20 protein-coding genes are annotated in these 21,795 nt (G+C 59.0%); 11 read left to right on the top strand and 9 right to left on the bottom strand.

What is annotated here, in order from left to right; translation table 11 throughout:
• Positions 1-4: 4 nt before the first annotated feature.
• Positions 5-790 carry an HAD-IIB family hydrolase gene (locus tag AKU94_RS06055; RefSeq protein ID WP_050526403.1) on the bottom strand — a complete coding sequence of 262 codons (786 nt, stop codon included), beginning with the start codon at positions 788-790 and terminating at the stop codon, positions 5-7.
• A 111-nt stretch (positions 791-901) separates the two neighbouring features.
• The gene (locus AKU94_RS06050) at positions 902-2,755 is read right to left on the bottom strand and encodes an ABC-F family ATP-binding cassette domain-containing protein (protein ID WP_050526402.1); all 1,854 of its coding nucleotides are present in this window, start codon (positions 2,753-2,755) and stop codon (positions 902-904) included.
• A gap of 136 nt (positions 2,756-2,891) precedes the next feature.
• Between AKU94_RS06050 and ndk the strand changes: the two genes are divergently transcribed.
• The 3 genes from ndk (at position 2,892) to AKU94_RS06035 (ending at position 5,967) form a co-directional block, all read left to right on the top strand.
• Positions 2,892-3,314, top strand: a complete 423-nt coding sequence (ndk, locus tag AKU94_RS06045; protein ID WP_050526465.1) for a nucleoside-diphosphate kinase — start codon at positions 2,892-2,894, stop codon at positions 3,312-3,314.
• A gap of 83 nt (positions 3,315-3,397) precedes the next feature.
• A complete protein-coding gene (locus AKU94_RS06040; protein ID WP_050526401.1) occupies positions 3,398-5,209 on the top strand; it encodes an ABC-F family ATP-binding cassette domain-containing protein in 1,812 nt (603 codons plus the stop codon).
• 170 nt (positions 5,210-5,379) lie between these two features.
• Positions 5,380-5,967 (top strand): outer membrane protein, encoded by a 588-nt coding sequence (locus AKU94_RS06035; protein ID WP_050526400.1) that lies wholly within the window; start codon positions 5,380-5,382, stop codon positions 5,965-5,967.
• 56 nt (positions 5,968-6,023) lie between these two features.
• Here the strand turns inward: AKU94_RS06035 and AKU94_RS06030 are convergent, their stop codons facing one another.
• Together AKU94_RS06030 and AKU94_RS06025 are read right to left on the bottom strand one after the other, a co-directional pair.
• A complete protein-coding gene (locus AKU94_RS06030) occupies positions 6,024-6,776 on the bottom strand; it encodes an SDR family NAD(P)-dependent oxidoreductase (protein ID WP_050526464.1) in 753 nt (250 codons plus the stop codon).
• A 65-nt stretch (positions 6,777-6,841) separates the two neighbouring features.
• Complete coding sequence (locus AKU94_RS06025) at positions 6,842-7,711, bottom strand: TPM domain-containing protein (RefSeq protein ID WP_050526399.1); 870 nt, start codon at positions 7,709-7,711, stop codon at positions 6,842-6,844.
• A gap of 147 nt (positions 7,712-7,858) precedes the next feature.
• Here AKU94_RS06025 and cysS point away from each other — a divergent pair, with 147 nt between their 5' ends.
• The 4 genes from cysS to AKU94_RS06005 all read left to right on the top strand — a co-directional run bounded on the left by cysS (position 7,859) and on the right by AKU94_RS06005 (position 13,119).
• On the top strand, positions 7,859-9,451 hold the full coding sequence (cysS, locus tag AKU94_RS06020) for a cysteine--tRNA ligase (RefSeq protein WP_083444961.1): 1,593 nt from the start codon (positions 7,859-7,861) through the stop codon (positions 9,449-9,451).
• Positions 9,448-11,064, top strand: a complete 1,617-nt coding sequence (gene cimA / locus AKU94_RS06015; protein WP_050526398.1) for a citramalate synthase — start codon at positions 9,448-9,450, stop codon at positions 11,062-11,064. Before cysS ends, cimA begins: the two co-directional genes overlap by 4 nt.
• Positions 11,061-11,807, top strand: a complete 747-nt coding sequence (locus tag AKU94_RS06010) for a squalene/phytoene synthase family protein (protein WP_050526397.1) — start codon at positions 11,061-11,063, stop codon at positions 11,805-11,807. The genes cimA and AKU94_RS06010 overlap by 4 nt, the downstream gene beginning before the upstream one ends.
• A gap of 79 nt (positions 11,808-11,886) precedes the next feature.
• Entirely contained in the window at positions 11,887-13,119 is a 1,233-nt protein-coding gene (locus AKU94_RS06005; protein WP_050526396.1) for a lytic murein transglycosylase, read from the top strand.
• A 30-nt stretch (positions 13,120-13,149) separates the two neighbouring features.
• Here the strand turns inward: AKU94_RS06005 and AKU94_RS06000 are convergent, their stop codons facing one another.
• Complete coding sequence (locus AKU94_RS06000; protein ID WP_050526395.1) at positions 13,150-14,376, bottom strand: MFS transporter; 1,227 nt, start codon at positions 14,374-14,376, stop codon at positions 13,150-13,152.
• 127 nt (positions 14,377-14,503) lie between these two features.
• Between AKU94_RS06000 and AKU94_RS05995 the strand changes: the two genes are divergently transcribed.
• The 4 genes from AKU94_RS05995 to AKU94_RS05980 all read left to right on the top strand — a co-directional run bounded on the left by AKU94_RS05995 (position 14,504) and on the right by AKU94_RS05980 (position 17,184).
• Positions 14,504-15,133 carry a DNA-3-methyladenine glycosylase family protein gene (locus AKU94_RS05995; RefSeq protein WP_050526394.1) on the top strand — a complete coding sequence of 210 codons (630 nt, stop codon included), beginning with the start codon at positions 14,504-14,506 and terminating at the stop codon, positions 15,131-15,133.
• The gene (locus AKU94_RS05990) at positions 15,130-15,789 is read left to right on the top strand and encodes an alpha/beta hydrolase (RefSeq protein ID WP_050526393.1); all 660 of its coding nucleotides are present in this window, start codon (positions 15,130-15,132) and stop codon (positions 15,787-15,789) included. Before AKU94_RS05995 ends, AKU94_RS05990 begins: the two co-directional genes overlap by 4 nt.
• A 585-nt stretch (positions 15,790-16,374) precedes the next feature.
• Positions 16,375-16,941, top strand: coding sequence for an HNH endonuclease (locus AKU94_RS05985; RefSeq protein WP_050526392.1), 567 nt, complete (start codon positions 16,375-16,377; stop codon positions 16,939-16,941).
• A 60-nt stretch (positions 16,942-17,001) separates the two neighbouring features.
• Positions 17,002-17,184, top strand: a complete 183-nt coding sequence (locus AKU94_RS05980) for a hypothetical protein (RefSeq protein ID WP_050526391.1) — start codon at positions 17,002-17,004, stop codon at positions 17,182-17,184.
• Positions 17,185-17,440: 256 nt separating this feature from the next.
• Here the strand turns inward: AKU94_RS05980 and AKU94_RS05975 are convergent, their stop codons facing one another.
• The 4 genes from AKU94_RS05975 to AKU94_RS05965 all read right to left on the bottom strand — a co-directional run bounded on the left by AKU94_RS05975 (position 17,441) and on the right by AKU94_RS05965 (position 21,188).
• A complete protein-coding gene (locus AKU94_RS05975; RefSeq protein ID WP_050526390.1) occupies positions 17,441-17,794 on the bottom strand; it encodes an RcnB family protein in 354 nt (117 codons plus the stop codon).
• A gap of 283 nt (positions 17,795-18,077) precedes the next feature.
• A complete protein-coding gene (locus AKU94_RS20645) occupies positions 18,078-19,730 on the bottom strand; it encodes an ABC transporter permease (protein WP_269744956.1) in 1,653 nt (550 codons plus the stop codon).
• Between the two features lie 139 nt (positions 19,731-19,869).
• Complete coding sequence (locus AKU94_RS20860) at positions 19,870-20,022, bottom strand: hypothetical protein (protein WP_232295695.1); 153 nt, start codon at positions 20,020-20,022, stop codon at positions 19,870-19,872.
• A 2-nt stretch (positions 20,023-20,024) separates the two neighbouring features.
• Positions 20,025-21,188 (bottom strand): efflux RND transporter periplasmic adaptor subunit, encoded by a 1,164-nt coding sequence (locus AKU94_RS05965; RefSeq protein ID WP_050526389.1) that lies wholly within the window; start codon positions 21,186-21,188, stop codon positions 20,025-20,027.
• Between the last annotated feature and the right edge of the window lie 607 nt (positions 21,189-21,795).

Below are 21,795 nucleotides of genomic sequence, written 5' to 3'. Positions count from 1 at the left end.
TGTCCTACTGTGGTTCAAGTCGGCTGAGTAAATCGAGAATCGCCGCGTTCCACCCCGAAGGGCCGGCAGCTTTGGTGCGAATGATATGTCCTGTCGCCTCTCCCTTCAGCGGGGGAAGCGGTGGGCGACGCGGATTGGCGATTACCACCCCGAATTCGGCGGCTTCCAGCATTTGCACATCATTTGGCGCATCCCCGAGGGCGATGGTATGCTGTGGCTGATAATCTGCGATGATCTTGCGCATCTGATCGCCCTTGTTACCGCCAAAGGAAAGGGTCAAGAACCGTCCGCCCTGTTGTGCGATGATATTCCCACCCTGCAAATAGCGCAGAAATTCGGCTTTTTGCGCGTCGGTTCCCGACCATTTGCCCGGTTCTGAAAAGACGCGCTGTTTTGCCAGCTTTGCATCCTGCAGGGGCAGGCCGGTCATTTCCGACACCTCTGCCGCCGAGGCGTCGCCAAAACCGCGAAACAGGTGGCGCAGCGCCTCGGGCGTCTGGTCCAAAGCGTCGCGCAGGGCGATGTAGGGGGTGTTATCGGGCGCATCACAAATATGCGGACCCAGAACACCTGCGCCGTTTTCCACAATCGCAGGCCATTGCGGCAGGCCAAGCGTGGCCCGCAATGCGCCAACCTCAGCGGCGGTTTTACTGCTTGCCAGAACGACAGCGGCCGCGGCAGAGCCAAGCGCGCTCAAGGCCTCTTGCGCGGCGTCCCATCTGTAGGTGTCGTGATCGATCAGGGTCCCATCAAGATCCGTAAAGACCATTAGGCGAATGTTGGATTTCATTCACGATCTATGGCGCGACGGAAAACCTGCGGCAAGCTGCCCGCCGCAATGCGACGGACCGTAAGGTTCAAATATCAACCTGATTGATTAAAAAATAGGCAATTACGCCAATCAAGCGGCACTTTCCAGCTTTTCCTGTGCGCGCAGCCACATGGCCTCGGCGCGGTCAGTGGCTTCACGGACCTCGGCATATTTTTTTTGCCATGTCTCCATCTCCCCCAGACGTTCGGGTTCATAAAGCGCAGGGTCTGCCAGTTTTTTCGCCAGCTTCTCGCTCATCTCGTTGAGCTTGGCCAAACGGTCCTCGCATTTGCGAACCTCGGCGCGCATCGCAAGGATATCATCGCGGCTGGCCTTTTTCGGCTTTTCGGCGGCTTTTGCGGGTTTGACGGGTTTGGTTGTCTCATCACCGGCCAGCAATTGCTTGCGGTAGGCCTCAAGATCCTCGCCGTAGGGGGCAACGGCCCCGCCCTTGACCAGCCACAAACGGTCCGCCACCAGCGACAACAGGTGCATATCGTGGCTGACCAGAACCACCGCGCCGGAATAGGCCGTTAGCGCCTCGACCAAGGCCTCACGGCTTTCCATATCAAGGTGGTTTGTCGGCTCGTCCAAGATCAGCAGATGCGGCGCCTCAAGCGTGGCCAGAAGCAAAGACAGCCGTGCCTTTTGTCCCCCCGACAGACGGCCCACGGCAGTCTCGGCCTGATCGGCCAAAAGACCGAAGCCGGCAAGACGGGCACGCAGGCGGGGTTGCCCCTCGGCGGGGCGCATGCGTTGCAGGTGTTGCAGCGGGGTTTCGTCGATGAACAGCTCATCCACCTGATGCTGCGCGAAATAGCCGATGCGCAGCTTGCTGCTTTGCGTCATCTTGCCCGTAGTCGGTTTAAGTTTACCCGCCAAGAGCTTGGAAAGTGTGGATTTCCCTTCACCGTTACGGCCCAGAAGGGCGATGCGGTCATCCTGATCAATCCGCAAGGACAGGTTGCGCAAGACCGGCGGGCCGTCATAGCCGACCGCAACCCCGTCCAGATTGATGATCGGGGGCGACAGTTCCTCTGGCTCGGGGAAGGTAAAGACCTGCTTGCGCGCTTCCTCGGGCGGGGTGATGGTTTCCATCTTTTCCAGCATTTTGACGCGGGATTGCGCCTGCACGGCCTTGGAGGCCTTGGCCTTGAAACGGTCCACAAAGCTTTGCAAATGCGCGCGGCGTGCCTCTTGCTTTTTCGCCTCGGCCTGAAGGACGGCGCGGCGTTCGGCCATCTGGCGGGCAAACTGGTCGTAGGGGCCGGTCCAATAGGTCAGCTTTTTCTCGTCCAGATGCAGAATGCCTTGCACAGCGCGGTTCAAAAGCCCGCGATCGTGCGAGATGATGATCACCGTATGCGGATATTTCGCCAGATAGCTTTCCAGCCACAAAGCGCCCTCAAGGTCGAGATAGTTTGTCGGCTCATCCAGCAGCAGGAAATCGGGCTGGGCAAACAACACGCCCGCAAGCGCCACCCGCATCCGCCAGCCGCCCGAGAAATCCGAACAGGGGCGCAACTGCGCTTCGGCATCAAAGCCCAGACCCTTGAGGATAGAAGAGGCGCGCCCCTCGGCCGACCACGCGTCAATATCGGCCAGCCGCGCCTGCACTTCGGCAATGCGGTGCGGATCGGTGGCGGTTTCGGCCTCTGCCATCAGGGATTCGCGTTCGGTATCGGCCTGCAACACGGTTTGTAAAAGCGTGGTCGAGGACGACGGCACCTCTTGTGCCACCCCGCCGATACGCGACCGCGCGGGCATGGAAATATCGCCACCCTCCAGCGCCAACTCCCCACGGATCAACCGGAAGAGCGTGGTTTTCCCCGCGCCATTGCGGCCGACAAGGCCAACCTTATGGCCTGTGGGAATGGTAGCAGAGGCGCCCACAAGCAGCGGGCGACCTTCGACGGAATAGCTGATATCTGAAATGCGTAACATGGATCACGCCTTGCCCGAAGCGGCGCGCGGCGTCAACTCCTTGCGCGCAACATGGGCTTTTCAAGGCCCGCGGCCCATGCTAGCAGGGCGCCATAAACACCAGGGGATTTTCCCCGCATCCCAAAGTGAGAGTACCATGGCCGTAGAACGCACCCTTTCGATGATCAAACCCGATGCAACCAACCGCAACCTGACTGGCAAGATCAACGCCAAGTTCGAAGATGCCGGCCTGCGCATCGTTGCGCAAAAGCGTATCCACCTGACACCTGCCCAAGCCGGTGCCTTTTACGCCGAGCACTCCGAGCGTCCCTTCTACGGTGAGCTGTGCGAATTCATGTCCTCGGCCCCGATCATCGTTCAGGTCCTTGAGGGCGAAGGCGCCATCCTGAAAAACCGCGAAGTCATGGGCGCTACCAACCCTGCCAACGCCGACGAAGGCACCATCCGCAAGGAATTCGCCCTGTCCGTTGGCGAAAACTCGGTTCACGGTTCCGACAGCCCCGAAGCTGCGGCACGTGAGATCTCTTTCTACTTCTCCGGTCTTGAACTGGTTGGCTAATCGTCGCTGACATCGCGAGAAGAACCAAAGGGCCGTCCCGATAGGGGCGGCTTTTCATGCATTAAACCATAAGGCAGTTCCCCATGGCCCGCGCACCGCTTTTGCAACTTTCCGGTATTTCGCTGACCTTCGGGGGCGATCCGGTGTTCGACAATCTGGACCTTGTGGTGCATCCCGGCGACCGCGTGGCGCTGGTCGGGCGCAACGGATCGGGCAAATCCACTTTGATGAAGGTGATGGCGGGGTTGGTACAGGCAGATGCGGGCACCCGCGTGGTGCCGCCCGGTGTCTCGGTCGGCTATATGGAACAGGACCCCGATCTGTCGGGGTTTGAGACTTTGGGCGATTTCGCCGCCGCAACCTTGCCCGACGGTGAGGAATATAAGGTCGCGATGGTGGCCGAAGGGCTGAAATTCGATCCCGAAACCCCGGTCGCCTCTGCCTCGGGCGGAGAGCGTCGGCGTGCGGCCTTGGCCCGGCTGATGGCCGAAGCGCCCGAGTTGATGTTGCTGGACGAGCCAACGAACCACCTTGATATTCAGGCGATCCAATGGCTTGAGGATGAGCTGAAATCCACCCGCACGGCCTTTGTCCTGATCAGCCACGACCGTGCATTCCTCAAGGCGCTGACCCGTGCGACCTTGTGGATCGACCGCGGGCAGGTGCGCCGCCGCGAAAGCGGTTTCGACGGCTTTGAGGAATGGCGCGAAACCGTTTGGGCCGAAGAGGATGAACAACGCCACAAGCTGGACCGCAAGATCAAGGCCGAGGCCCGTTGGGCGGTTGAGGGCATCTCTGCGCGGCGCAAACGCAATCAGGGCCGTCTGCGCGCGCTGGCCGATTTGCGGGCCGAACGCGCGGGCCAGATCCGCCGTCAGGGCACTGCGGCACTGGCGCTGGAATCAGGGACCACTTCGGGCAAGCGGGTGGTGGAGGCCAAGGGCATCTCCAAGGCCTTTGGCGATACCCAGATCGTCAAGGATCTTGACCTGCGCGTGCTGCGCGGCGACCGGATCGCCTTTGTCGGCCCCAATGGGATCGGCAAGACCACGCTGTTGAAAATGCTGACCGGCGAGATCCAACCCGATAGCGGCACGATCACCCTTGGCACCAACCTTGATATCGCGGTGTTCGACCAGACCCGCGCGCAGCTGGACCCGAACGCCTCGCTTTGGGACAATCTGACCAATGATCCATTGATGGCGGTTTCGGGCAGCTCCGATCAGGTGATGGTGCGCGGCACCCCCAAGCATGTCGTCGGCTATCTCAAGGATTTCCTGTTTAATGAGGCGCAGGCCCGCGCGCCGGTGCGGTCGCTCTCGGGCGGGGAAAAGGCGCGGCTGTTGCTGGCGCGGATCATGGCGAAACCCTCGAACCTGTTGATTCTGGATGAGCCGACCAACGATCTGGATGTGGAAACCCTCGATCTGTTGCAAGATATCCTTGGCGAATATGACGGCACCGTGCTGTTGGTCAGCCACGACCGTGATTTCATCGACCGCGTTGCCACCTCGACTGTCGCGCTAGAGGGGCAGGGGCGTGTTGGCGTCTTTCCCGGTGGCTGGTCCGATTATATGGCGCAGCGCGATACCGAATGGGCGCCAGAGGCCACCTTCAAGCCCAAAGCCGCCAGCCAACCCGCCCCCAAACCCGAGCCCAAGCGGGCCGACACGCTGTCGTTCACCGAACGCAAGCGGCTTGAGAACCTGCCGGATCTGATCGCCAAGATGGAAGCGGAGATCAGCAAGCTGGGCGAATTGTTGGAAACCGATGATCTTTTCACCAAGGAACCCGTCAAATTCCGCAAAGCTTCTGAGATGATGGCAGAGCGCCAGACCCAGCTGGCTGCGCTGGAAGAAGAGTGGATGGCGCTGGAGGAGAAAGCAGCCTTGTAAATCGGCTGTTTTTGACCTACTTTACCCTTATGATAGGCGGATATTGGCGCTTAGTCGGGGTTGGGTTCACATAGGTGTGACAGGGGCTTACATTATTGGAACCAAAACACTACCTAGGCGTTAGTCCCACAGTCGGCTTCGGCCGGATGTTAACGTTGAAAGGTAGACATATGAAACTCTTTACATCCCTCGCACTGGCAACTGCCCTTGCAGCTCCTACTGCATTTGCTGGCGGTTTGACCGAGCCTACACCCGAGCCAATGATCACCCCGGTTGTGGTTGCCCCTGTCACTGCTGACTGGACCGGCTTTTATGTAGGTGGTCAGCTTGGCTATGGCGATATGTCGTCAAACACCGCTGGGGTTGATGGCGACGGCGCAATCGGTGGCGTGCACGCAGGTTACCGCTATGACTTTGGCCAGTTTGTTGCGGGTGCCGAACTTGCCTACAACGGATCCAACGTCGAGGTTATGGGCAACAAAGGCAAGAACCTGACCCAACTGAAGTTCATGGGCGGCTATGACATGGGCCGTACATTGGTATACGGTACAGTCGGTGCGGCGCATGCAAAGGTTGAAACCGGCACAGGCAACCGCTCTGACACCGGCTGGCTGGCAGGCGTTGGCGTAGACTATGCGATCAACGACGCTTGGACCGTTGGTGCAGAATATACACACAACCGTTTCGACGACTTTGACAACTCCGGCACAGACGCCGAGGGTAACATGGTGCAGTTGCGCGTGGGTTACCGTTTCTGATCTTCGGATCAACGGCATGGGAAAGGGCGGGGGGAAACCTCCGCCCTTTTTTCGGTTCAGCGCATCCGCAAGGCCCCGTCAAGGCGGATCACCTCACCGTTCAAATAGCTGCTTTCGATGATAAAAGCGGCAAGTGAGGCATATTCCTCGGGACGGCCCAGTCGTTTTGGAAAGGTCACATCGGCGGCCAGTCCTTCGTGGATCTCTGGCCCCAGGCCTTCCAGCATCGGCGTCATGAACACCCCCGGCGCGATGGCGCAAATCCGGATGGCTTGCCCCGCCAGATCGCGCGCGGCGGGCAGGGTCATCCCCGCGATACCGGCCTTGGAGGCGGCATAGGCGGTCTGGCCCTTTTGTCCGTCGAATGCGGCAATAGAGGCGGTGTTGACGATCACGCCGCGCTCCCCCTCTACGGGATCATTGCCTGCCATTTCGGCCGCGACCAGCCGCATGCAGTTAAAGCTGCCGACTAGGTTTATGTCGATGGTCCGTTGAAACAGCGCCAGATCATGCGGCCCCTCACGCCCGACCACACGCGCACCTGTGGCAATGCCTGCGCAGTTGACCAGCGCGGTAATCTTGCCCATCGCCGCCTTGGCCGCCGCAACCCCGGCCTGAACCGAAGGTTCATCCGTCACATCGACCGTGCAAAACGTCGCGCCGATCTCGGCGGCCAATGCCTCGCCCCGCGCCGTGTCACGGTCAAACAGCGTGACCGCCGCCCCTTTGGAGCGCATCAACCGCGCCACCGCCGCGCCAAGCCCCGAGGCCCCGCCCGTGACAACCACTGCTGTATTCTCGATCTGCATCCTCATCCTCCCGCTATCTGAACGCCTGTTCAATTAACGCATTCCGTTGCCCTCTGTCGAGAGGGTTACCACTTGCCCGATGCACCGCCCCCGCCAGAGCTGCCGCCCCCGAAGCCGCTGCGCGACGAGGCGCGCGCCTTGCGCCGTGCCGCTTTGGAGGGCAGCGTAGAACGCTCACCATGATCATAGCCGCATGCGCGACACCGCAGATGGCGCATGGCCTGGCCTTCAGTCTCCTCGCCCGGCTCCAGCAGAACCTCACGCGTGACCTCCATTTTACGCTTGCCGCAATTGGGGCAGGCGCTGATCCGGTCAAAGACATCACGCAGCCGTTTGCGCAAAATCGTAAACGCCATAAACAGCCCGAACAAAGCAAAGATCAGCGGCCCGAAGAGCTTTTCCCACCAAGGGGCTGTTGGAAACCCGCTGGTCTCGGTCACCTCTTCGTTGGCGGCAAAGGGGCGGGCCAGATGCTCAATCGCGGATTGCACACCGGCCTCCAACCCCTCGGCATAGCGGTCCTCCCGAAAGGCGGGCAGCATGGCAGTATCGATCACCCGCTGCGCCCGCCCGTCCCAGATCACATCATAGCTGCGCCCCAGCGCGATGCGCATCTCGCGGTCCTCTTTTGAGACAAGGATCAGGATCCCGTCATTGCGCGCCGCATCCCCAATCCCCAAAAAGTTGAACCAGCCGGTAGCAAAATCGGCAAAGCGGCCGGAATAGCCGTAATCGGCCTGCGCATTGATCGTGGCTAGCACGATGTGCACCCCGGTCTCGTCGCGCGCCGCTTGCAGGGTGGCGGCCACGCGGTCCTCGGCCTCGGGCGGCAGCAAATCGGCATAATCGCTGACCGTATCCGACAACGGCTCGGGATAGTTTTGGGCATTGGCGGCAAGCGGCAACCACAACAGAAGGGCAAGCAGGCGGATCATGGGCGGTCCTTTTGTCGCACGGCAGACTTCAACACCCTATACCACAGGGCCGATGCGCGCCAAGCTGTGTCTTTTCGTTTTCCAATCGGGCGCGAAGTTGCTATGCCCGCGCGCATACACTGCATTCGGACTGCGGAAGGTACTGCCATGACAGAGATTAAGCTGCACAACTCGAAAATCCGCCAAAAAGAGGTTTTCACCCCGATCGATACCGATAATGTGCGGATTTATCTCTGTGGACCGACGGTCTATGACCGCGCCCATATCGGCAATGCGCGCAATGTGATCATGTTTGACGTGCTCTACCGTTTGCTGCGCCATGTGTACGGTGTGGATCACGTCACCTATGTGCGCAATTTCACCGATGTCGATGACAAGATCAACGCCAAGGCCGCCGAGACCGGCCGCCCGATCCGCGAAATCACCGATGAGACAATCGGCTGGTATCACGCCGATATGGATGCATTGGGCAACCTGCGCCCGGATGAGGAACCCCGCGCGACGGAATATATCACCCAGATGATCACCATGATCGAGGATCTGATCGCCAAGGGCCATGCCTATGCGGCCGAAGGGCATGTGCTGTTTGATGTGCGCTCATACCCTGCATATGGGCAGCTCTCGGGCCGTTCGGTGGATGATATGATCGCAGGCGCGCGGGTTGAGGTCGCCCCCTACAAGCGCGACCCGATGGATTTCGTGCTGTGGAAGCCCTCGGATGCAAACACCCCCGGTTGGGACAGCCCATGGGGTAGGGGGCGGCCCGGCTGGCATATCGAATGCTCTGCGATGAGCGAGGCCCTGTTGGGCCCGTCGTTCGATATCCACGGCGGCGGCACCGATCTGACCTTTCCACATCATGAAAACGAGGTGGCGCAAAGCTGCTGCGCCAATCCGGATGCCAGCTTTGCCAATGTCTGGCTGCATAATGAGATGTTGCAGGTCGAAGGCCGAAAGATGTCCAAGTCCTTGGGCAATTTTTTTACCGTGCGCGACCTGCTTTTTGATCAGGGTATCCCAGGTGAGGTAATCCGGCTAGTGTTCCTGCAAACCCATTACCGCAAGACGATGGATTGGACCCATCAAAAAGCGTGGGATGCAGAAAAAACGCTCCGGAAATGGCACTACATTTGCTTGACCGCCAAGCCAAGCAAGAAACTGCCCTCAGAGTTTATCGATGCGTTGGCCGATGATCTCAATACATCACAAGCGGTATCAATTCTTCATCGATATGCCAAACAAGGTAATGCTTCTAACTTACTCGCTTGTGCAAATTTTCTGGGTCTGTTGTTGCCATCCACCAGTCAGTGGTTTGACCCAGATGAACATCAAAAAATAGATGAGGATTTGAGAATTTATCAGGTGACGGTAGTTCGAATCCGCGCACGAGCATCCGGACGTTTTGATCTCTCCGACCGTCTCCGCAATAGCCTAATTGAAGCAGGCGTTGCAGTTTATGATCACAGTTTGTCCAGTGGGGCTTTTCGTGACCCCGATGCTCTTCAACGCTATGCGCTTTCAAATGCGACAAAGAAGTTCAAGGCCGGAAACTTAAAAGAGGCGAATTACTACATAGAGTTGCTTAAATCGGCTGGTTTTGATGTCAGCTTGGATAGGGATGGTCCTTCAGCAATTTCCGGTTTTGATGATGGCACCTATGAAGAGCACTTTCAAAAGCATATTGAAATGGCCGCAGCCGAAGCAAGGTTGGTAGAAGAAATTCTGGAATCAGACCAATGACCCGCGAACGCCTCTACCTCTATGACACCACCCTGCGTGATGGGCAGCAAACCCAAGGCGTGCAGTTTTCCACCGCCGAGAAAATCCAGATCGCGCAGGCGCTGGATGCTTTGGGCGTCGATCATATCGAGGGCGGCTGGCCCGGTGCGAACCCGACCGACAGCGAGTTTTTCGCCCAGAACCTTGAGACCCGCGCGACGATGACCGCCTTTGGCATGACCAAACGTGTGGGCCGCTCAGCCGAGAATGATGATGTGCTGGCCGCGGTTCTGGATGCAGGCACGGCGGCGATCTGTCTGGTCGGCAAGACGCATGAGTTTCACGTCACCACCGCGCTGGGTGTCAGCCTTGAGGAAAACCTCACCGCGATTGCCGAGAGCTTCCGACATATCACCGCCAAGGGGCGTGAGGCGCTGTTTGATGCGGAACATTTCTTTGACGGCTACCGTGCCAATCCTGATTATGCGCTATCCTGTCTGCGTGCCGCGCTGGAGGCGGGGGCGCGCTGGATCGTGCTATGCGATACCAATGGCGGCACCTTGCCCGCCGATGTCGGCCGCATCACCGCCGAGGTGATCGCCGCGGGTATTCCGGGGGACCGGCTGGGCATCCATTGCCATGATGATACCGGCAATGCGGTGGCCTGTTCGCTAGCGGCAGTCGATGCGGGCGCGCGGCAAATTCAGGGCACGCTGAACGGGTTGGGGGAGCGTTGCGGCAATGCCAACCTCGTGTCGCTGATCCCGACGCTTTTGCTCAAAGAGCCCTATGCCAGCCGGTTTGAGACCGGCGTCACGCCACAAGCGCTGGCGGGGATCTTACGCACCAGCCGGATGCTGGATGATATCCTTAACCGTGTGCCTGCGCGGGGCGCGGCCTATGTCGGGGCCTCGGCCTTTGCGCATAAGGCGGGGCTGCATGCCTCGGCCATCCTCAAGGATCCGACGACTTATGAGCATATTCCGCCGGAAACGGTCGGCAATGCGCGGATCATTCCGATGTCCAATCAGGCGGGGCAGTCGAACCTGCGCGCAAGGCTCGCCGCAGCCGGGATCACAGTCGAGGCGAAAGATCCGCGTCTTGGCGATATCCTTAATGACATCAAACTGCGAGAGGATCAGGGCTATGCCTATGACGGTGCGCAGGCCAGTTTTGAGCTGCTGGCGCGGCGTGCCCTTGGCCTTTGCCCGCAGTTCTTTGAGGTAAAGCGCTACCGCGTCACGGTGGAGCGCCGCAAGAACAAGCGCAACCAGACCGTGACCCTTTCCGAGGCGGTTGTGGTGGTGAAGGTTGGCGACAAAAAGATGCTGTCGGTCAGCGAGTCGATGGACGGCAGCGGCACCGATCGCGGGCCGGTCAACGCCTTGTGGAAAGCGCTGGCCAAGGATCTTGGGCCCTATCAGGCCTATATCGACGATATGCATCTGGTTGATTTCAAGGTGCGCATCACCCAAGGCGGCACCGAGGCCGTGACCCGCGTCATCATCGACAGCGAGGATTCCGCAGGCAAACGCTGGTCAACCGTGGGGGTATCACCCAATATCGTTGATGCCAGCTTTGAGGCGCTCTTGGATGCGATCACCTGGAAGTTGATCCGCGATGGCGCGGCATGACGCACGACCTTTTACCCCTGATCGAGCGCGGCGACCCGACCCGTTTCGCGGCGTTGATGGCGGCGCCCGTGAGCGCGCGCGCCCGGCTTGCCCCGCTTTACGCCTATAATCTGGAGCTGGCCCGCGCGCCTTGGGTCAGCAAAGAGCCGATGATCGCCGAGATGCGCCTGCAATGGTGGCGCGACGCGGTTGAGGATCTGGGCAAGGGCGTTGTGCGCGGGCATGAGGTTTTGCAACCGCTGGCCGAACTGGATTTGCCGCTTGATCTGCTTGACCGGATGGCCGATGCGCGGCGCTGGGATATCTATAGCGATGCTTTTGCCGATCAGGCCGCGATGGACGCCTATCTGGAAGATACGGCGGGCGGGTTGATGTGGCTCGGCGGCAAGGCGCTTGGCAGCAATGATGAGGCCGCCTTGCGCGGGGTGGGCTGGGCCGCAGGGCTTGCGGCCTATCTGCAGGCGGTGCCGGAGCTGGCCGCGCGCGGGCGCGTCCCCTTGCTGGACGGGCGCGATGCGGGGATTGCCGCACTGGCACGGCGCGGGCTTGACCGGCTGGCGCAGGCGCGACGCCTTCGCATCAGTGCGGCGGGGCGTCCGGCGGTGCTGGCGGGCTGGCAGGCGCAGGGCTTGTTGCGCATGGCCGAAAAAGAGCCGGGCCGCGTGGGTGAGGGCAGCTTGCAACTGTCGGAATTCGCACGCCGCGGGGGCCTGATGTGGCAGGCTTTTACCGGTCGCTTCTGACGCCACCTTTCCCCGTTGCCTGAACTGCGCTAGGGTTTGCCCCAAGGGCGAATGCCCAGAGCATGTTGAGGAGAGCGCGATGCAGGTTACCAGACGAACAACCCTAGCCACCTTGGGCGCGGCGCTTTTAAGCGGCTGCGTGGGGGGCGTCACAGGCCCCGTTGCCGCGCGCAATACAACCCAGTACCGCGCCGTGCCGAATGCCGGTTTCGACGCCTGGGTTGCCAGTTTCCGCGCCCGCACCAATAGCGTCAGCACCAGCACGATGAATGCCGCCTTTCGCAACGTGGGCTATTTGCCCGAGGTGATTGAACGCGACCGCAACCAGACCGAATTCAAACGCTCCTTGCAAGATTACCTTGCAATTGCCGCCTCGGATGAGCGGGTCTCCAAGGGGCGTGCCGCCTATGCGCGCCACCGCGCCACCCTTGCACGGATTGAACAGCGTTACGGGGTTGAGGCCCATGTCGTGGCGGCCGTCTGGGGCTTGGAAAGCTTTTACGGAGAGCGGCGCGGCGATATCCCCGTGATCTCGGCGGTGGCGACCTTGGCCTATGACGGGCGGCGCGGGGCGTTCTTTGAAAAACAGCTGGTCGCGGCGTTGAAAATTCTGGAGAACGGCGATGTTCCGGTAGAGCGGATGACGGGATCATGGGCCGGCGCCATGGGCCACACCCAGTTTATCCCCACCTCATACGAGCTGTTCGCGGTGGATTTTACCGGCGACGGGCGGCGCGATATCTGGGCGGATGACCCAAGCGACGCGCTGGCCTCTACCGCCGCCTATCTGGCGAAATCGGGTTGGACCAAGGGTCAGCCTTGGGGTGTTGAGGTGCGTCTTCCGGCCGATTTCAACACGGGGCTTGCAGGGCGCAAATCCACCCGCAGCCCTGCCGATTGGGCCGCAATGGGGGTGCGCGATATGGACGGGGGCCGCGTGCCAAACCACGGTGCCGCCTCTATCATCATCCCCGAGGGCATGGCGGGGCCGGCCTTTATGACCTTTGGCAATTTCACCGCGATCACGCGCTACAACAACTCTGAAAGCTATGTGATCGGGGTGGGGCATCTGTCGGACCGTATCATGGGACGTGGCCCTATTCGCGGAGATTTCCCGCCGGATGAAAACGGCATGACCCTGAAAACCCGCAAAGAGATGCAGCGGCTTTTGACCGCCAAAGGGTTTGACACCGAAGGCGCGGACGGGGTGATCGGCAGCAAGACCCGTGCGGCGATCTCGGCCTATCAGGCCAGCCGCAATATGGCGGTGACCGGAGAGCCGAGCCTGTCGCTGCTGGCCAGCCTGCGCTAATACGGGGGCCTTGCCCCTTTGGGGGCAGGGCTAGGCCCTGCGGGTCTCTTTGGGCTGTAGCGCAAGCCAGATCAGCGCGCCCCCCGCCAGCACCAAAAACGGCAGCATCGCAAGGTTCACGGCTGCCCAGCCTTCCTCAACCGAGCCACCCGAACAATTCATCAAACCGCCCGAGGACAGTGACGCCAGCGTCACGCCGCCAAAGACCAAAAGGTCATTCAACCCCTGCATCCGCCCGCGTTCACTTGGGGAATGTTCTCCGGCCAGCATCGTCGTCGCACCGATAAAGCCGAAGTTCCAGCCCACGCCCAACAAGATCAGCGCGATAAAGAAATTCTCCAGCTCCACCCCTGTCAGGGCAACGGCCCCCGCGCCGGCAAGGATTACCAAGCCCAGGCCGATGATTTTTTCCACGCCGAAACGTGCGATCAGATGGCCGGTAAAAAATGATGGTACATACATCGCCAGAACATGCGCCGTGACCACATCGGCGGCATTGGAGGTTTCAAACCCGCAGCCGACAACCGCCAGCGGCGAGGATGTCATCACAAGGTTCATCAGCGCATAGGACACGGTGGCACAGATCACGGCCACGGCGATGCGCGGCTCTTTGATCATTTCCCATTTGGTGCGGCCCTTGGCCTCACCCGCCTTGGGGGCAGGGGGCTTGGGGATTTTCAGACCCAGAAACAGAAAGGACCCGACAAAGTTGATCCCGATAACCGCCAGATAGGTGCCCATGAACGGCACGACAAAGGCCTGCGCCGTGACCTTGACCAGTTGCGGGCCGATGATCGCCGAAAGCAGCCCGCCCGCCATCACCCAAGAAATCGCTTTGGGGCGGAAGGCCTCGGATGCGGTATCGGCGGCGGCAAAACGGTAAAACCCCTGCGCCGACATATAGGTGCCGGAAAACAGCGCCCCCAGCAAAAAGATCGGAAAGGATGCCGAATAAAGCCCATAAGCCCCGATGCCCGCGCCCAAGGCGCCCGCCGCCGTGCCGATCAAAAACCCGGCCCGACGCCCGTATTTCTGCATGATCGCCGAAAGCGGTGTGGCCGAAAGCATGGAGCCGATAACCATAATCGAGATCGAAAGCGTGGCCCAACAGGCGTTGGAGGCAAGGGTTTGCCCCGCAAGCCCCGCGATGGTGAAAATCATCGGCATCTGCGCACCAAGGAGGGCTTGGGCGGCAATCAACACCCAGACATTGCGGCGCGATTGGGCGGAGTCGGGAATGGTATCTGCATGGCTCATGCATGTTGATTAGGGCGCACCCTACATTCGGGCAAGGGACAAATTGTCATGGCTACAATCACCAAGGCTGCTTTTGGGGTTTTCTTGCGCATCCCCCAAGGCTAGCGTGACCGAAAAGCGGGGTTACATGGTTGGACGTATCATTGAGGGCGATGCCTGCGTTGCCGAGGGGGCCGACTGGCTTGCGCTGCGGGAACCGCGTTTCGCCTATGCCTTGACGCAGGTGGGGCCATTGCCGCTGCGGCGCAAGACCGACGGGTTTGCCGCCTTGCTCGATGCGATCGTCGGTCAGCAGGTCAGCACCCAATCGGCCGCTGCCATCTGGGCACGGCTGGAGGCCGCAGGGCTGACCGAGGCGGCGCAGGTCGCCACCGCCACCGAGGACGCCTTGCGCGCTTGTGGCCTCTCGCGCCAGAAAATCCGCTATGCCCATGCGCTTGCCGCCGCCCGTATCGATTATCCCCGCCTGCGCCAACTGCCGGATGCAGAGGTCATCACCACGCTGACAGCCGTTCCCGGCATCGGCACGTGGACCGCCGAGATCTATGCGATGTTCAGCCTTGGCCGCGCGGATGTCTTTGCCCATGGCGATCTGGCGCTACAAGAGGCGGCGCGCAGGCTGTTTGACCTGTCCGAACGGCCAAAAGAAAAACCGATGCGCGCGCTTGCAAAGGACTGGGCACCATGGCGTTCGGTTGCGGCCCGTATCCTTTGGGCCTACTATCGCGTTTCGACTGCAAGAGAAGGGATCAGATGACACGTAACCTAAATTCCGACCGCAAAGGGCCGACAAAGGGCCAAGCCAAGAGCATGGTCATTTTCGTTCACGGTTATGGCGCGAACGGGGCGGATTTGCTCGGTCTGGCCGATCCGCTTTCGCAGCATCTGCCCGATACGGTTTTCTATTCCCCCGACGCGCCCGAACCCTGCAACGGCGCGCCGATGGGTCGCCAATGGTTCCCGATCCCCTGGATTGACGGCTCTTCCGAAGAGGCCGCGCGCGAGGGCCTGCTGGCCGCTGCTGACGACCTGAACGCCTTTATCGATGACAAGCTGGCCGAAGAGGGGCTGAACCCCGAGGCGCTTGCCCTCGTCGGGTTTTCGCAAGGCTCGATGATGAGCCTGCAAATCGCGCCGCGCCGGAAATATGAAATGGCCGGTGTCGTCGCCTTTTCCGGCAGGCTGCTTGCGCCCGAGCTGTTGCATGAGGCCCGCGTCAAACCGCCCGTGATGTTGATCCACGGCGATCAGGATCCGGTTGTTCCCTTTGAGGATATGGGCCTTGCCGGCAATGCGCTGGTGGCTGCAGACTTTGAGGTCTTTGGCCATGTTATGAAAGGGACGGGCCATGGCATCGCCCCTGACGGCCTCTCTGTGGCGCTGGCCTTTCTAAAGGAACGGCTGCCGGCATAAGATCCGGCTCTATGCTTCTCCGGTAATGGAAAAAGAGGGTTGTCAGATCATCACCGCTATATATAGTCCGGTTCCATAGGGGTGGGGCCTCTCGCCCGACGGTCTTGGGAGAGTGCGATAGACGATGGGCTGCGACATCAAAACAACCTTTAGGCCTGAGCCGGTTGCTTTGCATCCGTCCGGGATATCGGTTGTAGGGGCAGGGCTTAAACACCGCCTTGATGACGCAATCTCGCGCAGGCCCTGGATGGAGACCATAAGGGCCATGCCTGCTACAATTGCCTTTGACCCGGACCATCCCCCTCAGAGTCAAAGGTATCATATCCGCATCCCCTTTGCCTTTATCCCGACCCATTCCACAAAACTTCAAAAGCGCGTCTGCTTGACGCGCTTTTTTGTTTTTGCGCGGATCTCTGTTTACGTCAGTACCTTAGTGCAAATCATTTTACGTCAATGCTCTCAATGGCTTGGAACGATCATGACTCTTGTAACGACATATCTTGATATAACGCCACTCAAAACGCGACGATTTTTGGCTGCGGCAGACCGCCGGATTTCGTCAGTACATTTTTCGGAGGGCATCGCATGAACGCCTCTGTCTCGGGCCTAAGAACCCTTGTCCTGAACGCCGATTTCCAACCCCTGAGCTGGGCTCCCCTATCAGCCTGGAGCTGGCAGCAAGCGCTGGTCGCAGTGATGCAAGAGCGGGTGATCCAGGTGAAATCCTATGATGATGTTCTGATCCAAACCCAGCGACAGGCCTTTGAGGTGCCGGCCGTTGTCGTGCTTAAACGCTACCGGAAACGCAAACATGTGCCATTTTCGCGGTATAACGTCTTTCTGCGCGACGAATTCAGATGCCAGTATTGCGGAGAACGTCTCCCGGCCAATGAGCTGACGTTCGACCATGTCGTGCCCAAAAGCCGTAACGGGCATTCAACATGGGAAAATATTGTCTCCTCTTGTGGCCCCGACAACCTTAGAAAGGCGAACAGAACCCCGGGCGAGGCAAGAATGAAACTTTTAAGATCGCCATTTCGCCCAACCCCGCCAGAGCTGGACCGGATTGCACGGAAAATGCCCTTGGTAAAAGAAGAGCTTCACAATACATGGCTGGACTATCTCTATTGGAGCGCCGAGATTGAGGGGTGATTGCTGCCGGGATAAGCTACTGTAACTGCTAGAATAATAGTCAAAAAATAGGCGTTTCTGATGGCAGAAATGAGCATCGGATTCACCACGCATAGTTTTCATAAACAATTCGGGTGCAAATCTGGCAATGGTCCAATTGCCTTCGTGCAACATTTTTCCAAGAAGGGTGGAAACCGCACTTTCGCTGCGCAGCGCATCAACGGCAACTACGTGGGTACGGAACGCGCAAATGAAGATACATAGACTTTGATCGCTAAACTAAATCAGTCCTGCGCAGTAGAGATTGATGATTATTTGGCGCGCTGTTCGCCCAATGGGGCATGTGAACATCCTTTGCCAAAAGCTTCTGGGGAGAGCACCCGGCCCAAAGGAGACATTGACCGGTGCGCTTTTGGCCGCGCCGCAGCTTTCGCATTCCTTCCGTGCGTGGACAACACAGCATTTCTGAAAACGAATAACCGCAGCGCGGACAGCGCTAGTCAAATACTCTGGGCGCTTCTTAGTTAATCAAAGCTGTAACCAAAAGCGTTGCAGCCACCGCCAAGTAGATATCGCTTCCATCAGAGACGTAAACCTCGTTACGACCGGGGTTCGGCAGGCCACGTTTTTTCCAGTCTTTGACAACGATTATATCCTGCTTGCGGAATTGGTAACCAACTGCATGCCGATGGCGTTGCTGTTTCACCACCTTTACCTTAGGGCCGTGGCTATAGGGGATCTTCACCTTGGTGTTATTGCTATAGGGGGCCTTCTTTATAACGACCTTGTCCGCCATAGCCGTCATTGGCACAACAGCGACTGCTGTCGTTGCCAAGACCAGAATAGTGGCGCATCGTTTCATTAGGTGCTGCATTGGGTCCTGCCTCTTTGTTAACTGCTATTATAACATGTGCTCGAAGGGTTTCCGTCGCTGAACCTTTGAAGTTATTTGCGATATGCCGCGCTAGGACGGTCGAGTTTGGTGGCTGGAAGGTTGCAAGTTGGGCTAGTATCGCCTTCACGCCGAGCTGGATTGCGCCGCGGCGACACGCGTCTGTTTTAGGCTGTGTCGTGATTTTCAGTGGCGATGGCACCTTAATCCTCACCACTTGCGATGTAGGACGTTCACGTTAACCGATAATAGCACCCGGTTTCTCTCACGCGTGGTTAAGCGCTACTACCGGGTCGAGCCTTGCCGCCGCCCGCGCTGGCAAATAGCCAAAGGTAATCCCGATCAGGGTCGAGGACAGGAAAGCCAGAACAATCGCCGTAGCCGAGAAACTCAGCTGCACATCGGACGAGAAATACCCCACCATCTGCCCGCCGATCAGGGCTCCGGCGATCCCTATGACGCCACCTGTTAGGCACACCAGCACCGCTTCGATCAAGAACTGCGCCACAATATCCGACCGCCGCGCCCCGATCGCGATGCGCACGCCGATCTCTTTTGTGCGCTCGGTGACGGATACCAGCATGATATTCATCACCCCGATCCCGCCCAAGATCAGCGAGATCACAGCGATCATCGCCACCAGCAAGGTCAGCGTTTCCGTGGTCGAGGTCATCGTATCGCGGATCGTGTCCGAGTTTGAAAGGAAGAAATCCTTGGTGCCGTGGCGGGTGGTCAGCAAGGCGTTGATCTCTGCCTCGGCACTCGTGGTGTCGTAATCATCGCTCACCCGCACCTCGACGCTATCAAGGAAATTCTGCCCGGAAATCCGCGTCATCACCGTGGTATAGGGCACCCATACATTCAGTGATTCCGGGCCAAAGCTTGCCCCGCTGGAGCGCACCACCCCAATCACGCGCACCGGCACGCCACCCAGCAGCAAAACCTTGCCAACCGGGTCATTGCCCGCGTCGAAAAACGTGTCGCTCGTATCCTCGTCGATCACCGCGACTTGGCTGCGGTCGATAACATCGTCGGAGGCGAAGGTGCTGCCGGTCACCGTGATGTAATTGTGGACCTGAAAATAATCCCCGCTCACCCCGTTGATGGCTGCCTCCGAGGCAGTGCCGAGATAGACAACGTTGCGTTGGGTCGCGACTGAAGGCGAGACACTGTCGGCATAGGGTTGCAGCGCCAGCGCATCAGCATCCGAAGGCATCAGCGTTTCCACCTTGGCCGCATCGCGCGCGCCGAACCCCGTGCCCGAGCGAACAGTGATCGTGCTGGTCCCAAGCGATGAAATACTTTCGAGCACCTTTTCTTTGGTGCCGGTTCCCAATGCGACAACCAACACCACTGATGCGATACCGATGATGATGCCCAGCATCGTCAGAATTGAGCGCACCCGATGCGCCAAAAGCGCCTTGAACGACATTTCAAACGCCTCGCGCAGCCGCAACAGCGCAGCCCCGGTGCCCGTTTTCCGCGGGGCGTGCTCCAATCGGTTGGCATCCGTTACATCCTTGGCGGCCGTCTGTGTATCCGAGATGATCCGCCCGTCACTAATCTCGATCGTGCGATGGGCATGCTGGGCGACCTCGGGGTCATGGGTAACCATGACGATGGTGTGGCCTTTGCGGTTCAGCTCCAACAGCAGATCGATCATTTCCTGAGAGCTTTTGGTATCAAGCGCCCCGGTCGGCTCATCCGCCAGAATGACCTCGCCGCCGTTCATCAGCGCGCGTGCCACGGAAACCCGTTGCTGTTGCCCCCCCGAAAGCTCGCCGGGGCGGTGGTCCAACCGGTCGGCCAGACCAAGCTGGCCCAGAAGATCAGAGGCGCGCTTGTGCCGATCTGCGCGGCCCTCACCGGCATAGATCGCGGGCACCTCGACATTGCCCACCGCGTCAAGATCGGGCAAAAGTTGATAGCGCTGGAAGATAAAGCCGAAATGCTCGCGCCGCAGTTGGGAAGCTGATCGGGGCCAAGTTCGCTGACATCCTGACCGGCAAAGCTGTAGCTGCCCGAACTGGCGCGGTCGAGACAGCCGAGGATGTTCATCAGCGTTGATTTACCCGAGCCAGAAGCCCCGATGATCGCCACCATCTCACCCGGCCAATATCAACATCAACATCGCGCAGGACTGTGATGGTTTCATCGCCAGCCTGAAAGCTGCGCGAGATCCCGCGTGCGGAAATCAGCGGTTCCTCCATCGTCACATCCTCACCCGAGGCATGCCGGTATTGCTCTGTGACGTCTTGGGGGTCGTGACGGCAGTGCCGGTAACAACCCTGTTGCCTTCAACCAAGCCCGATTTGATCTCGGCCCTGATCTTGTTGTTCAGCCCGACCTCAACCGGCACAACCGTCGTTGTGCCGTCCGCGGCATCATACAGTTTGACGGTGTCGCCATCAGCGTCATTGGTCAGCGCCGAGGACGGCACGGTCAACACGTTTTCCGCCTTGTTCAGAATGATCGAGACTTCGGCGGTCATGCCGATGCGCAACAAATGGTCTGGATTGTCCACGTCCAGCAACCCATTGTAATAAATCGCCACATCGGTCGAGATGGTGTCGCTGGTCTCAATTGCCGAAGGCGCAGGTTCGACAGCGCGCACTGTGGCAGAGAATTTGTGATCCGGCTCCCCCAAGATGGTAAAGAACACTTGCTGCGCGGGTTTCACATGCACCACGTCAGCCTCGGAAATTTCCGCCTTCACCACCATACTGTCCAGATCGGCAAGCTTGACGATTGTCGGCGCGCTTTGCGAGGCATTCACCGTCTGGCCTTCATCATTGACGATTGCCACGACGGCCCCCGAAATCGGCGCAGTGATCTTGGTCCGGTCAAGCGCAATTTGCGCAGTTGATACAGTGACTTCAACGCTTTCTTGCTGTGCGGCCAGCGCGTCAAGCTCGGCTTTGTAGACATCAACCTCTGCCTGGGCTGCCTCAAGATCCTCCTTCGAGCCGTAATCCGAGGTGGTCAGCTTTATCTGCCGGTCCAGCGACCGCTTGGCCTTGACCAAACTGGCATTCTTGGCGGCGATCTGGGCCTTTATATTGGCCAGATTCGCTTTTGCCGTCAGCACAGCATTCTCTTGGTCCTGACTGTCGATCTGCGCAATCAGGTCACCCTTCTCGACCTCGTCACCAAGGGCAACTGCCAGTGTTTCGATCTGACCCGAGACCCGTGCGCCAACGCTGACCAATTGGTTGGCCTCCATCGTGCCCGACGCCAGCACCGTCTCTTCAACGGTGCCAAGTCTGACAAGAGCCGTCGTCGGAGGGGCCTCGGCTTCGTTCTGGGCCAAATAGAACCAGCCACCAACCGCGGCCAACGCTAAGACGAGCGGAATCAGGATGCGTAATGTTTTCATAAACTAAGGCCTTTCGGGCGGAAACCGTGGCGACAACCCATTATACGCCAGAGCATGGTATTTCCGTCGCCAGTTCTTCGGGCATCGTCCCTCCGAACGGCAAAAAGCCCAAGGACACCCAATTTTACACCGCCCGCAATTGCCTGTCCGTTGACTATCGGAATCTTCATTCGCACACGCAGCAAAGGTTCGGTTTCCGCTTTTCGTCGAGGGCAAACCCAAAGTCATGAATGGCCCGAAGCGGTCACTCATCATGCGAGCGGACGGGAACTAAACAGGAGCGAGATCAGGGCCAGCTCAGTGCGCTAAGTTAAGTAACAAAAATATCTGTAACGATTCCATGCAACCAAATGCAAAACATAACAGTTCCCAAGCGTTTTTTCTTTGTGGGGTGTGATGTGGGGTAAGCTAGCAACTATACGATTTTACCTAATGTTTTAATAGGTAATGGCGGAGAGACAGTCTGCCTGCTTCACTTCCAAAGCGGTCCAAGAAAATCTAATAAAGTTAGCATTGCCAGAGCATTAGCATAAATTTATGTGCCGTGACTTCCTGTAAGATCTAGTGTATTCATGGATATAGTGGGGGATCATTTGGGGGATCGTTA

Origin of the sequence: Pseudorhodobacter aquimaris (assembly GCF_001202025.1) — a bacterium.
Taxonomy (GTDB): Bacteria; Pseudomonadota; Alphaproteobacteria; order Rhodobacterales; family Rhodobacteraceae; genus Pseudorhodobacter; species Pseudorhodobacter aquimaris.
The sequence above is the reverse complement of the archived record's forward strand: the minus strand, read 5'-3'. Positions and strand labels throughout refer to the sequence as shown.